The organism is Mycobacterium sp. NGS19 (assembly GCF_059813155.1).
On record NZ_JCALEB010000007.1, the window covers coordinates 178,553 to 193,114 of the forward strand.

Below are 14,562 nucleotides of genomic sequence, written 5' to 3' on the forward strand. Positions count from 1 at the left end.
TCACCGAACGATCGCGCTGCTGTGTCCGGGCCAGGGCTCGCAAACCCCCGGGATGCTCTCGTCGTGGCTGGAGCTGCCCGGCGCCGCGGACACCTTGGCGTCATGGTCTGAGATCAGCGGCCTGGACCTGGTCCGGCTCGGCACCATCGCGTCGGCCGAAGAGATCACCGACACCGCGGTCACCCAGCCGCTCGTCGTCGCGGCGACGCTGCTGGCCCATCGCGAACTGACCCAGCGCGGCCTGCTGGCCGACGACGAGGTGATCCTGGCCGGACACTCGGTGGGCGAGATCGCCGCCTACGCGATCGGCGGCATCATCTCCGCCGACGACGCCGTCGCGCTGGCCGCGACCCGCGGCCGCGAGATGGCCAAGGCGTGCGCGGTGGAGCCGACCGGGATGTCGGCGGTGCTCGGCGGTGCCGAGGCCGACGTGCTGGCCCGACTGGAGGACCTCGAACTGGTCCCGGCCAACCGCAACGCCGCGGGGCAGATCGTCGCCGCGGGCCGCCTCGACGCGCTGGCCAAGCTGGCCGAGAACCCGCCGGAGAAGGCCCGGGTCCGCCAGCTGGCCACGGCCGGCGCCTTCCACACCCACTTCATGGCGCCGGCTCAGCAGGCATATGCCGCGGCGGCCGCGACCATGCAAACCGCCGAGCCCACCGCCGTCGTGCTCTCCAATGCCGACGGTCAGCCGGTAGCCTCGGCACAGGACGCGATGACCAAGTTGGTCGCGCAGTTGACTCGGCCCGTGCGCTGGGACCTTTGCACCGAAACGCTGCGTCAGCGCAACATCACCGCGATCGTGGAGTTCCCGCCCGCCGGGGCGCTCACCGGTATCGCAAAACGCGAACTTCGGGGGATCGGCACGCATGCCGTCAAATCACCCGCAGACCTGGACGGGTTAGCGGCGTTATAAGCCGGCTCCTCGCCAGTACAACCGCATAACGGACGTATCACCTCTACCAGTTGCACCATCGATAGAAGGAGCCATAGTGCCTGCTACTCAGGAAGAAATCATCGCCGGTCTCGCCGAGATCATCGAAGAGGTCACCGGCATCGAGCCGTCGGAAGTCACCCCGGAGAAGTCGTTCGTCGACGACCTGGACATCGACTCGCTGTCGATGGTGGAGATCGCCGTGCAGACCGAGGACAAGTACGGCGTGAAGATCCCCGACGAGGACCTCGCCGGCCTGCGCACCGTCGGTGACGTGGTCACCTACATCCAGAAGCTCGAGGAAGAGAACCCCGAGGCTGCCGAGGCGATCCGCGCGAAGATCGAAGCGGAGCGCGCATGACAAAACCTTCCACTGCTAACGGCGGTTACCCCAGCGTTGTGGTAACCGCCGTCGAGGCGACCACATCGATCGCGGCCGACGTCGAAAGCACGTGGAAGAGTTTGTTGGCCGGTGAGAGCGGCATCCACGTGCTCGAGGACGAGTTCGTCACCAAGTGGGATCTGCCCGTCCGCATCGGCGGCCACCTCAAGGACCCGGTTGACGACCACATGGGTCGGCTTGACCTGCGGCGTATGTCCTACGTCCAGCGGATGGCCAAGCTGCTCGGCGGCAGGATTTGGGAGACCGCAGGCACCCCGGAAGTCGACCCGGATCGGTTCGCGGTCGTCATCGGCACCGGTCTGGGCGGCGGCGAGAAGATCGTCGAGACCTATGACCTGATGAACGAGGGCGGCCCCCGCAAGGTCTCGCCGCTCGCGGTTCAGATGATCATGCCGAACGGTGCGGCCGCGGTGGTCGGGCTTCAGCTCGGCGCCCGCGCGGGCGTCATCACCCCGGTGTCGGCGTGCTCGTCGGGTTCTGAGGCCATCGCACACGCGTGGCGGCAGATCGTGATGGGTGACGCAGACATTGCCGTCTGCGGCGGTGTCGAGGGCGGCATCGAGGCGCTGCCGATCGCGGCGTTTTCGATGATGCGGGCGATGTCGACCCGCAACGACGACCCGGAAGGCGCGTCGCGGCCGTTCGACAAGAACCGCGACGGGTTCGTGTTCGGTGAAGCCGGTGCACTGATGGTCATCGAGACCGAAGAGCACGCGAAGGCCCGTGGCGCCAAGCCGCTGGCCCGGCTGATGGGTGCCGGCATCACGTCGGACGCCTACCACATGGTGGCGCCCGCGCCGGACGGCGAACGCGCCGGCAAGGCGATGAAGCGGGCGATGGAGCTTGCGGGCTTGTCCCCCAGCGACATCGACCACGTCAACGCCCACGCCACGGCCACCTCGATCGGCGATGTCGCCGAGGCCAACGCGATTCGGGTTGCGGGATGCCAGCACGCGCCGGTGTACGCGCCGAAGTCGGCACTCGGCCACTCCATCGGCGCGGTCGGGGCGCTGGAGTCCGTGCTGACGGTTCTCACGCTGCGTGACGGGGTCATCCCGCCGACTCTCAACTACGAAACCCCCGATCCTGAGATCGACCTGGATGTCGTTGCGGGCGAACCCCGTTACGGCGACTACCAGTACGCCATCAACAACTCGTTCGGGTTCGGTGGCCACAACGTCGCGCTCGCGTTCGGGAAGTACTGACAGCGGCGGAAGGATTCTCGGATAGCGATGGCACTGCTGTCTACGGGCAACGGGTTTCCCAGCGTGGTCGTCACCGGTATCGCGATGACGACTGCGTTGGCGACCGACGCCGAGGACACCTGGAAGAAGTTGCTGGACGGGCAAAGCGGTATTCGCAAGCTCGAGGATCCGTTTGTCGAGGAGTACGACCTGCCGGTGCGCATCGGCGGGCACCTTCTGGAGGATTTCGACCAAGAACTGACGAAGGTGGAACTGCGTCGGCTCTCGTACCTGCAGAAGATGTCCACGGTGTTGAGCCGGCGGGTGTGGGACAACGCGGGATCGCCCGAGGTGGAACCGCGGCGGCTGATGGTGTCGATCGGCACCGGGATGGGCTCCACCGAGGAGCTGGTCTTTGGCTACGACGACATGCGCGCGAAGGGAATGCGAGCGGTCTCGCCGCTCGCGGTGCAGAAGTACATGCCCAACGCCGCGGCCGCTGCGGTCGGGCTGGAGCGCAAGGCCCGCGCCGGGGTCATCACCCCGGTGTCGGCCTGCGCCTCCGGGTCCGAGGGCATCGCTCATGCGTGGCGCAACATCGCGCTCGGCGAAGCCGACGTCGCAATCTGTGGCGGCGTCGAGACGAGAATCGAGGCGGTACCGATCGCTGGCTTCGCCCAGATGCGAATCGTGTTGTCCACCACCAACGACGACCCCGCCGGGGCGTGCCGACCCTTCGACAAGGACCGCAACGGATTCGTCTTCGGCGAGGCCGGCGCGCTGATGGTGATCGAGACCGAGGAGCACGCGAAAGCTCGCGGCGCCACCATCCTCGGGCGGATCATGGGCGCGGCGATCACCTCGGACGGCTATCACATCGTGGCGCCGGACCCGAACGGTGAGCAGGCGGGATATGCGATGACGCGGGCGATCCAGCTCGCGGGTCTGCAGCCCACCGACATCGACCACGTCAACGCCCACGCGACCGGCACCTCCGTCGGCGACCTCGCGGAGTCTAAGGCCATCCGCAATGCACTGGGCAGCCATGACGCCGCGGTATACGCACCGAAGTCGGCGCTCGGCCATTCGGTGGGCGCTGTGGGGGCGGTCGAGTCGATCCTGACTGTTCTCGCGTTGCGTGACGGAGTGATCCCGCCGACGCTGAACCTGAAGAACCAGGATCCCGAGATCGACCTGGACGTGGTCCACGGTGAGCCTCGGGTCGGCGATTTCAAGTACGCGATCAACAACTCTTTCGGATTCGGCGGGCACAACGTGGCTCTCGCCTTCGGGAAGTACTGACGGTTTTTCAAACCAGCTAGGAGACACCGATGACGACCATGGCGCCTGAGGCTGTCGGCGAATCGCTCGATCCCCGGGACCCGCTGCTGCGGCTCTCCACATTCTTCGACGACCAGAGCCTCGAGTTGCTGCACGAGCGGGATCGCTCCGGCGTGCTCGCCGCGGCCGGCACCGTCAACGGTGTCCGCACCATTGCGTTCTGCACCGACGGAACCGTGATGGGCGGCGCGATGGGTGTCGAAGGCTGCCGGCACATCGTCGACGCTTACGACCTCGCGATCGAGGAGCAGAGCCCGATCGTCGGTATCTGGCACTCCGGCGGCGCGCGGCTGGCAGAAGGTGTGAAAGCTTTGCACGCCGTCGGTTTGGTGTTCGAGGCAATGATCCGGGCGTCGGGCTACATCCCGCAGATCTCGGTGGTCGTCGGCTTCGCGGCCGGTGGCGCCGCGTACGGCCCGGCGCTGACCGACGTGATCGTGATGGCGCCGGAGAGCCGGGTCTTCGTCACCGGGCCCGACGTGGTGCGCAGTGTCACGGGTGAGGACGTCGACATGGCATCGCTGGGCGGTCCCGACACGCACCACAAGAAGTCCGGTGTGTGCCACATCGTGGCCGACGACGAGCTCGATGCGTACGAGCGCGGGCGTCGGCTGGTCGGATTGTTCTGCCAGCAGGGCCATTTCGACCGCTCCAAAGCCGAGGCGGGCGACACCGACCTGCATGCGCTGCTGCCCGATTCGCCGCGACGCGCCTACGACGTGCACCCGATCGTGCTGGCCCTGCTCGATGACGACGCGCCGTTCGAGGAATTCCAGGCCAAGTGGGCGCCGTCGATGGTGATCGGCTTGGGCCGGCTGTCGGGCCGGACCGTCGGTGTGCTGGCGAACAATCCGCTGCGTCTCGGCGGCTGCCTGAATTCCGAAAGCGCAGAGAAGGCAGCGCGTTTCGTGCGGCTGTGCGATGCGTTCGGTATCCCGCTGATCTGCATCGTCGACGTGCCGGGTTATCTGCCGGGCGTCGACCAGGAGTGGGGCGGTGTGGTGCGCCGCGGCGCAAAGCTGTTGCACGCGTTCGGTGAATGCACGGTTCCGCGCGTCACGCTGGTGACCCGAAAGATCTACGGCGGGGCCTACATTGCGATGAATTCGCGCTCGCTGGGCGCCACCAAGGTGTTCGCGTGGCCCGACTCAGAAGTCGCGGTCATGGGCGCGAAGGCTGCCGTCGGAATCCTTCACAAGAAGAGGCTGGCCGCCGCACCCGAACACGAACGCGAGGCGCTGCATGAGCAGCTGGCCGCCGAGCACGAAAAGATCGCCGGCGGAGTGGATTCCGCGATCGAGATCGGCGTGGTGGATGCAAAGATCGACCCCGCGCACACGCGCAGCGCGCTGACTCAGGCCTTGGCGGAAGCCCCGCCGCGGCGAGGCCGGCACAAGAACATCCCGCTCTAATTTCTTCAGGGCGTCGATGTCACGCAGGAAAAACATATTCGACTTCGCAACTAAAGAATTAACGGCGACTGCCTTTTGGGCGTGGATACTCGACTCCGAGAGTTCAGATAATTCGGGATTGCGTGCTATCAATGCGGAGCTTCGGGCGAAGCTTGGAATCCCGCACGATGGGTGGCTGAGCATGATCGAGTTGGAAAGAAGCCCGGATGACCCGGGGTCTCGGCCCACCTCTGAATCTGCAGAGGAAATTTCCGATGGCCGAAAAAGGATAGATATCCTGGCCACCTATCGCCTCCCGGAAAATGGAAGTCTTCACTACATAATCGAAAACAAGGTGCGGCGAGACCCCGGCGTCTTGGCTCAGGTGACGGACTATCGCGAGCGTCTGCAGCGGTGGGTGGCTGGGCCAATCAGAGCCGCGGTCTTCACTTTTGACGACACACTTCGAAGCTCTCCATCGCCAGCAGGTCAGTCTATTGCGGTTTTCACCTTATCTGAGATGGTGGAACTTCTGGAGCGACAATCAACAGCCCATGCAGTCGTGAAAGACTACCTGGACTTCTTGAAGGACAAACGTATCAAGCTGAGCGTTTTGCCGGCGAGGGGAACCACGAGTCCTCCTGCTAACAAAGCGAAATGGTCGCTAATTGCCGCCGAACGTAAAATTGAAGCTCTCATGGATAGCTACGAGTCTGTCGCCCGCCGGCATGGCTACTCTGTGACGTATGCTGCGGTGAACTCAGTCTTTCTTACCTTGGGAAAAGGGCCGATAATTAGTGTATGGCCCTTCAAATCCGGCCCAGTGAATGGACTGTGGCTGGGAATTTCACTCACCAACCTCAATAATGACCACAACACTCATGTGGCACCGCATGACATGCCTCCCTCATTTGCCTGGAAGCTTCTTCGACAAGGCAATAACGAGTGGCGGTTCGGCTATGTCGTTGGCGAGCAGATTGAGCAAATCCTCAGAATGGTCACCGAGCGGACGGCCTAGCCTATCCAGGCAGCATTTTACTCAGAGGAATTTCTCGGCGATCGCAGCCACGCGCTCGCGGTCGGTCTGCACCAGCCCGATGCGAGTGCGCCGGTCGAGGATGTCGTCGACGGTCATCGCTCCCTCGTGGGTGACCGCGTATTCGAATTCGGCTCGTGTGACGTCGATTCCGTCGGCGACAGGTTCTTGCGGCCGCTCGCGGGTGGCCGATGCGATGACGTCCGATGCTTCAGCGCCGAAGCGGGCAACTAGTGACGCCGGCAGACCGGAAGCCACCGCACCGACGGCGCCGACGAGCGGCAGATTGCGCGTGCGGCACGGCCCGGCGGCCAAGCCACGCGTTTGTACCGCACGGTCAAGAACGTCTTCGGCCATGTGCCGATACTCCGTGAGCTTGCCGCCGATGACGCTGAACACTCCTGAATCGGACTCGATGATCGCGTGGTCGCGGGAGATGTCAGCGGTGCGGCCCTGTCCGGTGTCGACCAACGGCCGCAGTCCGGCGTACGTACCAATCACGTCGTCACGGCCCAGGCCGGCTCGAAGGGCGGTGTTGACGGTGTCGAGCAAAAACGCGATCTCATCCGAACTGGGATGCGGCACGTCGGGAATCGGCCCCGGCGCGTCCTCGTCGGTCAGCCCGAGATACACGCGGCCCAGCTGCTCGGGCATCGCGAACACGAAGCGGTTGATCTCGCCGGGTATCGGGATAGTCAGTGCCGCAACGGGATTGCCGAATGCCGCGGCGTCGAACACCAAATGGGTTCCGCGGCTGGGCCGCAACTTGATCGACCTGTCGATGTCGCCGGCCCACACACCGGTCGCGTTGATCACCGCGCGTGCGGTCACGACGAGCGACTCCCCTGTCCGTTGGTCGGTGAGCCGCACGCAATCCCCGCTGACGTCTGACGCGGCGACGTAGGTGAGGATGCGCGCGCCGTGTCGGGCGGCGGTGCGGGCGACGGCCACCACCAGCCGCGCGTCGTCGACGAGTTGTCCGTCGTAGGCCAGCAGTCCACCGTCCAGGCCGTCACGTCGTACCGCCGGCACCAGCTCCACGGCGCGGCGGGCGTCGACCCGACGGGACCGCGGTAGCGTCGACGCCGGGGTGCCTGCCAGCCGGCGCAACGCATCACCGGCGAAAAATCCGGTACGCACCAACGCGCGGTTGGCGCGGCTCATCGACGGCAGCAGTGGGACCAGCTGCGGCATCGCGCGGACGAGATGAGGAGCGTTGCGCGTCATGAGAATTCCGCGTTCGACGGCGCTGCGCCGCGCGATCCCGACATTGCCGCTCGCCAGGTACCTCAGGCCGCCGTGGACGAGCTTGCTGCTCCACCGGCTGGTGCCGAACGCCAGGTCATGTTTTTCGACGAGCACCGTGCGCAGGCCGCGGGCGGCCGCGTCGAGTGCCACGCCGGTTCCGGTGATGCCGCCACCGATCACGACGACGTCGACCGGCGCGCCGTCGGCCAACGCGGCCAGATCGGCGGCACGGCGGGCCGCATTGAGCGCGGCGGGATGGACCATCAGGACAGGTATCCGTTCAATGAGTGGGTCAACTCACGGGCCAGCTCCCGCTCGTCGAGAATCGGCGCGACAATCTGGGCCGACTGGATCGTCGACTGGGTGATCAACAAGACCATCGCCGCGAGCTTTCGCGGATCGCCCGCTCGGACGCTGCCGTCGCGTTGTGCCGCTTCGATTTCCGCCGCGGCCGCGTCGATCAGCACCTGCTGGCTGGTGCCCAGTCGTTCGGTGATGTACACCATCGCCAATGCCGGGTCGCTGTGCAGCACCGACATGATCAGCTCGTCGCGGCGCAATCGGTCGGCCACCGCGACGATCCGCCGCACCAGCGCTTGCCTGCCGTGCCCGTGCGAGGGCACGTCGCGCCACACGCCGACGACTCGCGAGGTCAGCAGTGCCGCGAGGATCTGCCGGGTGTCGCTCCAGCGCCGGTACACGGTCGGTCGGCTGACGCCGGCACGGCGGGCGATCTCGGCCAGCGTGACGCGGTCGATGCCGTATGCGCTGACGCAGCTGGCGGCGGCATCGAGGATGCGCTCCCCGATGTCCTGGCCGTTACTGGTTGACAGCATCTGTAATACTGTAACGCATGCCAACCAACCCGGGCCTGCTGCCGCCGATGACGTGGAATGCCTGGGGCGACCCAGCAGCGGCCAAGCCGCTGTCCGACGGGATTCGCTCGCTGCTCGAGCGGGCACTCGGGGTAAGTGACGCCCAGATCGCCGGGCCCGATATCGACGATGTGCGGCTGCCGTCGTCTGCATTGACCCCCGCCGACCACCACGCATTGACTGCAATCGTCGGACCGGAGTTCGTCCTCGTCGACAACCGTGCGCGCCTGCTGCACGCGGGAGGAAAGTCGACTCTGGATCTGTTGCGGCGCAAGCAGTTCGAACAGGATGCTCCCGACGCGGTGGTGCTGCCGGGCGACGAGGACCAGATCGCCTCGATCCTGCGGCACTGCTCGGAACAGCGCATCGCCGTCGTCCCGTTCGGTGGCGGCACCAGTGTAGTCGGCGGGCTCGACCCGCTGCGGAACGGATTCGGCGCGGTGATCGCGCTCGATCTGCGTCGGCTCAACGCGTTGCACTCGCTCGACGAGGTGTCCGGCGAGGCGGTACTGGGTGCTGGATTGACCGGACCAGACGCCGAGCGCCTGCTCAGTGAGCGCGGATTTTCGCTGGGGCACTATCCGCAGAGCTTCGAGTTCGCGACGATCGGCGGCTTCGCAGCCACCCGCTCGTCGGGGCAAGACTCGGCCGGCTACGGCCGATTCAACGACATGGTCCGCGGCGTCCGCGCAGTCACGCCAGCCGGGACACTCGACGTCGGGCGCGCACCCGAGTCGGCGGCGGGACCGGATCTGCGGCATCTGCTGATCGGCTCGGAAGGCGTGTTCGGGGTGATCACCCGGGTACGGGTTCGGGTGCATCGCATACCCGAGTGCACTCGCTACGAAGCGTGGTCGTTCCCCGACTTCGCCGCCGGCACAGAGGCTTTGCGCGCCGTCACGCAGATCGGCACCGGCCCGACCGTCATCCGGCTGTCGGACGAAGCCGAGACGGGCGTCAACCTCGCGACCACCGACAGCATCGGCGAAGCGACCATCACCGGGGGCTGCCTTGCCATCACCCTGTTCGAGGGCACGGCCGCACATGCCGAAAGCCGCCACGCGGAAACCCGCGCGGTGCTGTTGGAGCACGGCGCGACGTCCTTGGGTGAAGCGCCCGCACGAGCCTGGGAACACGGCCGATTCAGCGCACCGTACCTTCGCGACTCGCTGTTGGCGGCCGGCGCCCTGTGCGAGACGCTCGAGACAGCAACCACATGGTCGAACATCGGAAACGTGAAAGAGGGTGTGACACAGGCACTTACCTCATCGCTGGACGCATCTGGTACGCCGGCCCTTGTGCTGTGCCACATCTCGCACGTCTACCCCACCGGGGCGTCGCTGTACTTCACGGTGGTGGCCGGCCAGCGCGGCGATCCGATCGAACAGTGGCGTGCGGCGAAGGCAGCCGCGACCGACGCAATGGTGGCCGCCGGGGCGACGATCACCCACCACCACGCGGTCGGGGCTGACCATCGGCCGTGGATGCGCGACGAGATCGGCGACCTCGGCGTCGAGGTGTTGCGGGCCGTCAAGGCAACCCTTGACCCGACCGGAATCCTCAACCCGGGCAAGCTGATTCCGCCCTCATGACGCAGCGCGAGATCAGCCGCGTCACGCTGCTGACCAATCCCGCGTCGGGGCACGGCAATGCGCCGCACGCGGCCGAACGGGCGGTGGCACACCTGCAGAAGCGCGGTGTCGACGTGGTCGGGATCGTGGGGCGGGATGCCACCCACGCCCGTCGGCTCATCGACGAAGCGTTGACGGCTGGAACCGACGCGCTGGTGATCGTCGGCGGCGACGGCGTGATCTCGCTTGCGCTGCAAGCCTTGGCACGCCGCGACATTCCGCTCGGCATCATCCCGGCCGGAACGGGCAACGACCACGCCCGCGAATACCGCCTTCCCACAAAGAATCCCGAAGCTGCCGCGGATGTGGTGGCCGACGGGTGGGTGGACACCGTCGACCTCGGGCTGATCCGTGGCCGCGACGGTACGGAGAAATGGTTCGGCACCGTGATGGCCGCCGGGTTCGATTCGCTGGTGAGCGACCGGACCAACCGAATGCGCTGGCCGCACGGACGGATGCGCTACAACCTCGCGATGGTTGCAGAGCTTTCGAAGCTGCGGCTGTTGCCGTTTCGGCTCGTGCTCGACGGCGAGCGAGAGATCGTCGCGGACCTGACGCTCGCCGCGTTCGGCAACACGAAGAGCTACGGCGGCGGAATGCGGATCTGTCCCAACGCCGATCCCGCCGACGGCCTGCTCGACATCACGATGGTGCATACGGCGTCGCGCGCGAAGCTGGTCCGGCTGTTCCCGACGGTCTTCAAGGGCACGCACATCCACCTCGATGACGTGACCACCGATCGGGCCTCCACGGTCACCGTCGAGTGCCCGGAGATCAACGCCTACGCCGACGGCGACTTCGCGATGCCGCTTCCGGTAGAAGTGTCAGCGGTCAGCGGCGCGCTGAAGATCTGTGTGCCGCAACCCGAGCGAACGTGAGCTGGTTGCGAAGAACAGTCGCGAATTTCGCAGTGCGCTCACGCTCGGCGAACCGGCCTACCCCACGCCGCGGGAGAGCCAGCTCACTTCGGCGCCGTGGCCGCCGTCGCGGTAGGGCTCGAGCGCCTCGTCCCACGCGGTGCCCAGCACAGAGTCGAGCTCGGCCAGCAGTGTGTCGGCGCCGGCGGCCATCAGTGCGCGCAGCCGCATCTCGCCGACGATGATGTCGCCGTTGGCGCTCATCGCCCCGCTCCACATGCCCAGCTGCGGCGTGTGGCTGAACCGCTGACCGTCCACGCCGGGGCTGGGATCCTCGGTGACCTCGAACCGCAGCACCGGCCACGCCCGCAGCGCATGCGCCAGCCGAGCGCCGGTGCCCACCGGCCCCACCCAATTCGTCACCGCGCGAAGCTGCCCCGGCATCGCCGGCTGAGGCGTCCACTTCAGGTTCGCGCGGGATTCCAGGGTCGACGACAACGCCCACTCGACGTGCGGGCACACCGCCGCGGGTGAGGCGTGGATGTACACCACGCCCGTCGTCGCGTCGGCGAACTGGTTCGACGCACGCATGCTCAGCTCCTTCGGCTCCACGAGGGACGTCTTCCCCAACGACCTGGTGTAACCGGTGAGCTTGAGTCGTGCGTGCCTATTGTGCCTTGTGTGACACCTGTTGCGCTAGTGTGCCGCGCTAGCCGTTACCAAACTCGGCCAGCACCACGTCGGACAGCTCCGGCCAGCGCGAGCGCGCCCAGTCGTCGAAGCCACGGTCGGTGAGCACCACCAGCGCGAGGTCAGCCGCCGGATCGACCCATAGGAACGTGCCGGTCTGACCGAAGTGTCCATAGGTGCGCGGCGAGTTCGACGAGCCGGTCCAGTGCGGCGACTTGTCGTCCCTGATCTCGAAACCCAGGCCCCAGTCGTTGGGCCGCTGCACACCGAATCCGGGCAAGACGCCGTCGAGACCGGGAAACTGCACGGTGGTTGCCTGCTCGTGGGTCTCGGCGGCCACGAGCACCGGCCGCAGCAGGTCACCGGCGAACCGCGCCAAGTCGGCCGCGGTCGAGGTGCAGCCGTAGCCGGCCGCCTCGGCGCCTCCGTCGAGCCGGCTGTGGTCCATGGCCAACGGCTCGAACACCGCGTCGTGCAGGTAACGGCCGAACTCGATGCCCGACTTGTCCTGCACCGCTTCGGCCAACACCTGGAAGCCGTAGTTGGAGTAGACCCGGCGCTGCCCCGGCTCATTGATCCGCTCGTCAGAGCGCATCGACAAGCCGGACGCGTGGGCCAGCAGGTGGCGCACCGTCGAACCGGGGGGCCCCGCCGCGGTGTCCAGATCCAGTACACCCTCCTCCACCGCAATATGTACCGCGCGCGCCACCAACGGCTTGGTCACCGAAGCCAGCGCGAACTCGTGATCCTGGTCGCCGAATTCGGCCAGCACGCCGGAGGGATCGACGACGGCCGCGGCCGCGTGGTCGACGGGCCAGTCCGCGATTGCGTCGAGAGCTGACATTTGTCGCAGCTTAGTGGCGGCGGTCAGCCGCCTTTGGCGGCCACGTAGTAGTAGTTGATCGGATCGGTTTCGACTTCCTGCACCACCACGTCTTCGAAGCCCGCGTCGGCAAGCATCGACAACGCAAGCTGGCGGCCCCACGCCGTGCCGAGCCCGGCGCCGTCGAATGCCAACGACACACTCATGCAGTGCATGGTCGACACGGTGTAGAGATACGTGGCCAGTGGCACATCCACGTTGTCTTCGAGCCGGCTGGACGCCTTGACGTCGACCATCAGGAAAACGCCGCCGGGACGTAATGCCTGATAGATGTTGGCCAGGACGCGATCCGGATGCGCCTGGTCGTGGATCGCGTCGAACGCGGTGACGACGTCGTAGGCCTCGACGACGTTCATGTCGGCCACGTCGTGCCGCTCGAATGCCACATTGCTCAGGCCCAGTCGGCGCGCTTCGTCGGCACCGACGGCCAGGCTTTCTTCGGAGAAATCGATGCCGGTGAATCGGCTCGCGGCAAACGCCCGGCCCATGACATTCACGGCATGTCCACTGCCGCAACCGAAGTCGGCCACGTCGGCACCGGCTTGCAGGCGCTGGGGCAGGCCTTCGGCCAGCGGCAGGATCACGTCGACCAGTGCGGCGTCGAACACCTCGCCGCTCTGCTCGGCCATCACCGAGTGAAAGCGCGGATATTCGGTGTACGGCAGCCCACCCCCGGCTCGGAAGCAGCCGATGATTTTCTGCTCCACCTCACCGAGTAGGGGGATGAACTGCGCGACCCGCGCAAGGTTGTCGGGACCGGCGCGACGGGTGAGCACTGCTGCGCGCTCGGGCGGCAGAACGTAGGTCCCGGCGGGTCGTAGTCCACCACCCGTCCGGTGGTCATGCCGCCCAACCATTCCCGCACATACCGCTCGTTGAGCCCGGCGGCGTCGGCAATTCCCGAACTCGTCGACGCGCCAAGTTCGGCCATCGTGTCCAGCAGTCCGGTTTGGTGGCCGATGGATAGCAGGAGGGCCAGACTCGCGCTGTCGATCGCACCCATCGTGCGTGCGGCGAACTCTTCTGTGGTTTCGACTGTGCTCACGGTGTGAAACCTACGTCAGCGCTTGCCGCCAAAGGCTGCATACGAGGAGGCCGATCCGAATGTCCGACAGCGGACTGCGTGTGCTTGTTCTGGGCGGTACGGGCCTCATCGGCTATCACGCCGTACGGCGACTCTGCGAACGCGGCCACACGGTCTCGGTGCTTGCCCTCGACATGCCGGCCGAGGGGCTGCTGCCCGACGGTGTCGAGGTCAAGTTGGCTGACCTGGACGCCTGCAGCGACGAGGAACTGGGTCCGGCGTTCGCCGGCTGCGACGCGGTCGTGTTCGCACTCGGCAAAGACGACCGCGTGGTGCCGCCGCGGCCGGCGTACGAATTCTTCCGCCAAGCCAACGTGGAGCCGACGGTGCGAGTTGTGCGGCTGGCCAAGGAGGCCGGTGCTGACCGAGCGCTGGTGTGCAGTTCCTACTTCGCGTATTTCGACAGAATCTGGCCGGATCTGGAACTGGCTCGACACCACCCCTACATTCGGGTGCGCCGCGAGCAAGAGGAAGCCGCTCTCGCGGCGGCGGGTGACGATATGGCGTTGACGGCGCTCGAAATTCCCTACCTGTTCGGGACGATTCCCGGCCGCGAGCCACTCTGGGGGCCACTGGTGAAATACGCTCGCTCGCCGCTGCCGTTGCTCAGCGCGAACGGCGGCACCAACGCGGTCGCGATCAAGCACGTCGCCGACGCGATCGTCGGAGCCCTCGAGCGTCGCTTTCACGGTCCCGCGCTCGTCGGCGACGAAAACCTGTCCTGGAGCCAACTACTGGAGCGCATCGCGGCGGTGCTCGGCCGGCCGCGGGAAGCCCGCGTGGTACCGGATACGTTGGTGCGCAGCGGACTCTTCCCGCTGCACATGTGGCACACGCTGCAACGCCGCGAGGGCGGATTGCATCTGCCCGACTTCGCGCTGGCCCTGACCCGCGGCTTCTATTTCGATCCGGCGCCATATCGCACCGCGCTCGGCTACGGATCCGGCGGCCTGGACGAGGCGATCGCCGAAACCGTCGGAAAGCTCTGAGCGCAAGCTTTAGTAG

The 14,562-nt window shown here is 66.4% G+C and carries 13 protein-coding genes and 1 pseudogene; 9 read left to right on the top strand and 5 right to left on the bottom strand.

Annotated elements, in window-relative coordinates; all coding sequences use genetic code 11:
- The first annotated feature begins 10 nt into the window (after positions 1-10).
- From AC5Y4N_RS19920 to AC5Y4N_RS19945, 6 genes are all read left to right on the top strand, one after another.
- On the top strand, positions 11-916 hold the full coding sequence (locus AC5Y4N_RS19920; protein ID WP_499912146.1) for an ACP S-malonyltransferase: 906 nt from the start codon (positions 11-13) through the stop codon (positions 914-916).
- A gap of 76 nt (positions 917-992) precedes the next feature.
- The gene (gene acpM, locus AC5Y4N_RS19925) at positions 993-1,295 is read left to right on the top strand and encodes a meromycolate extension acyl carrier protein AcpM (RefSeq protein ID WP_499912082.1); all 303 of its coding nucleotides are present in this window, start codon (positions 993-995) and stop codon (positions 1,293-1,295) included.
- Positions 1,292-2,542 (top strand): 3-oxoacyl-ACP synthase KasA, encoded by a 1,251-nt coding sequence (gene kasA / locus AC5Y4N_RS19930; RefSeq protein WP_499912080.1) that lies wholly within the window; start codon positions 1,292-1,294, stop codon positions 2,540-2,542. The genes acpM and kasA overlap by 4 nt, the downstream gene beginning before the upstream one ends.
- Positions 2,543-2,569: 27 nt before the next feature.
- Positions 2,570-3,823 carry a 3-oxoacyl-ACP synthase KasB gene (gene kasB, locus AC5Y4N_RS19935; RefSeq protein WP_499912078.1) on the top strand — a complete coding sequence of 418 codons (1,254 nt, stop codon included), beginning with the start codon at positions 2,570-2,572 and terminating at the stop codon, positions 3,821-3,823.
- 29 nt (positions 3,824-3,852) lie between these two features.
- Complete coding sequence (locus AC5Y4N_RS19940; protein ID WP_499912076.1) at positions 3,853-5,274, top strand: acyl-CoA carboxylase subunit beta; 1,422 nt, start codon at positions 3,853-3,855, stop codon at positions 5,272-5,274.
- A gap of 181 nt (positions 5,275-5,455) precedes the next feature.
- A complete protein-coding gene (locus tag AC5Y4N_RS19945; RefSeq protein ID WP_499912073.1) occupies positions 5,456-6,271 on the top strand; it encodes a PDDEXK-like family protein in 816 nt (271 codons plus the stop codon).
- Positions 6,272-6,292: 21 nt separating this feature from the next.
- Here AC5Y4N_RS19945 and AC5Y4N_RS19950 read toward each other — a convergent pair whose 3' ends face one another.
- Both AC5Y4N_RS19950 and AC5Y4N_RS19955 read right to left on the bottom strand, forming a co-directional pair.
- The gene (locus AC5Y4N_RS19950; RefSeq protein ID WP_499912070.1) at positions 6,293-7,801 is read right to left on the bottom strand and encodes a glycerol-3-phosphate dehydrogenase/oxidase; all 1,509 of its coding nucleotides are present in this window, start codon (positions 7,799-7,801) and stop codon (positions 6,293-6,295) included.
- On the bottom strand, positions 7,801-8,373 hold the full coding sequence (locus AC5Y4N_RS19955; RefSeq protein ID WP_499912066.1) for a TetR/AcrR family transcriptional regulator: 573 nt from the start codon (positions 8,371-8,373) through the stop codon (positions 7,801-7,803). Before AC5Y4N_RS19955 ends, AC5Y4N_RS19950 begins: the two co-directional genes overlap by 1 nt.
- Positions 8,374-8,420: 47 nt before the next feature.
- Here AC5Y4N_RS19955 and AC5Y4N_RS19960 point away from each other — a divergent pair, with 47 nt between their 5' ends.
- Complete coding sequence (locus tag AC5Y4N_RS19960) at positions 8,421-10,004, top strand: FAD-binding oxidoreductase (RefSeq protein WP_499912144.1); 1,584 nt, start codon at positions 8,421-8,423, stop codon at positions 10,002-10,004.
- Positions 10,001-10,921, top strand: a complete 921-nt coding sequence (locus AC5Y4N_RS19965; protein WP_499912064.1) for a diacylglycerol kinase — start codon at positions 10,001-10,003, stop codon at positions 10,919-10,921. The genes AC5Y4N_RS19960 and AC5Y4N_RS19965 overlap by 4 nt, the downstream gene beginning before the upstream one ends.
- A 57-nt stretch (positions 10,922-10,978) precedes the next feature.
- On the opposite strand, the gene AC5Y4N_RS19970 is transcribed toward AC5Y4N_RS19965, so the two are convergent.
- The 3 genes and pseudogenes from AC5Y4N_RS19970 to AC5Y4N_RS19980 form a co-directional block, all read right to left on the bottom strand.
- Positions 10,979-11,491: a DUF3145 domain-containing protein gene (locus tag AC5Y4N_RS19970; protein WP_499912061.1), complete on the bottom strand. Its 513-nt coding sequence runs from the start codon at positions 11,489-11,491 to the stop codon at positions 10,979-10,981.
- Positions 11,492-11,609: 118 nt separating this feature from the next.
- Positions 11,610-12,434: a serine hydrolase domain-containing protein gene (locus AC5Y4N_RS19975; RefSeq protein WP_499912059.1), complete on the bottom strand. Its 825-nt coding sequence runs from the start codon at positions 12,432-12,434 to the stop codon at positions 11,610-11,612.
- A gap of 23 nt (positions 12,435-12,457) precedes the next feature.
- Positions 12,458-13,476: pseudogene (locus AC5Y4N_RS19980) on the bottom strand (class I SAM-dependent methyltransferase).
- Between the two features lie 101 nt (positions 13,477-13,577).
- Between AC5Y4N_RS19980 and AC5Y4N_RS19985 the strand changes: the two are divergent.
- Entirely contained in the window at positions 13,578-14,546 is a 969-nt protein-coding gene (locus AC5Y4N_RS19985) for an NAD-dependent epimerase/dehydratase family protein (RefSeq protein ID WP_499912058.1), read from the top strand.
- The last annotated feature ends 16 nt before the right edge of the window (positions 14,547-14,562 follow it).

What these genes read in the sequence shown, in the direction of transcription:
- kasA (WP_499912080.1), top strand. Translation starts at nt 1,292, where the DNA reads ATGACAAAACCTTCCACTGCTAACGGCGGTTACCCCAGCGTTGTGGTA.
- kasB (WP_499912078.1), top strand. Translation starts at nt 2,570, where the DNA reads ATGGCACTGCTGTCTACGGGCAACGGGTTTCCCAGCGTGGTCGTCACC.
- AC5Y4N_RS19940 (WP_499912076.1), top strand. Translation starts at nt 3,853, where the DNA reads ATGACGACCATGGCGCCTGAGGCTGTCGGCGAATCGCTCGATCCCCGG.
- AC5Y4N_RS19945 (WP_499912073.1), top strand. Translation starts at nt 5,456, where the DNA reads ATGATCGAGTTGGAAAGAAGCCCGGATGACCCGGGGTCTCGGCCCACC.
- AC5Y4N_RS19950 (WP_499912070.1), bottom strand. Translation starts at nt 7,801, where the DNA reads ATGGTCCATCCCGCCGCGCTCAATGCGGCCCGCCGTGCCGCCGATCTG.
- AC5Y4N_RS19955 (WP_499912066.1), bottom strand. Translation starts at nt 8,373, where the DNA reads ATGCTGTCAACCAGTAACGGCCAGGACATCGGGGAGCGCATCCTCGAT.
- AC5Y4N_RS19960 (WP_499912144.1), top strand. Translation starts at nt 8,421, where the DNA reads ATGACGTGGAATGCCTGGGGCGACCCAGCAGCGGCCAAGCCGCTGTCC.
- AC5Y4N_RS19965 (WP_499912064.1), top strand. Translation starts at nt 10,001, where the DNA reads ATGACGCAGCGCGAGATCAGCCGCGTCACGCTGCTGACCAATCCCGCG.
- AC5Y4N_RS19970 (WP_499912061.1), bottom strand. Translation starts at nt 11,491, where the DNA reads ATGCGTGCGTCGAACCAGTTCGCCGACGCGACGACGGGCGTGGTGTAC.
- AC5Y4N_RS19975 (WP_499912059.1), bottom strand. Translation starts at nt 12,434, where the DNA reads ATGTCAGCTCTCGACGCAATCGCGGACTGGCCCGTCGACCACGCGGCC.
- AC5Y4N_RS19985 (WP_499912058.1), top strand. Translation starts at nt 13,578, where the DNA reads ATGTCCGACAGCGGACTGCGTGTGCTTGTTCTGGGCGGTACGGGCCTC.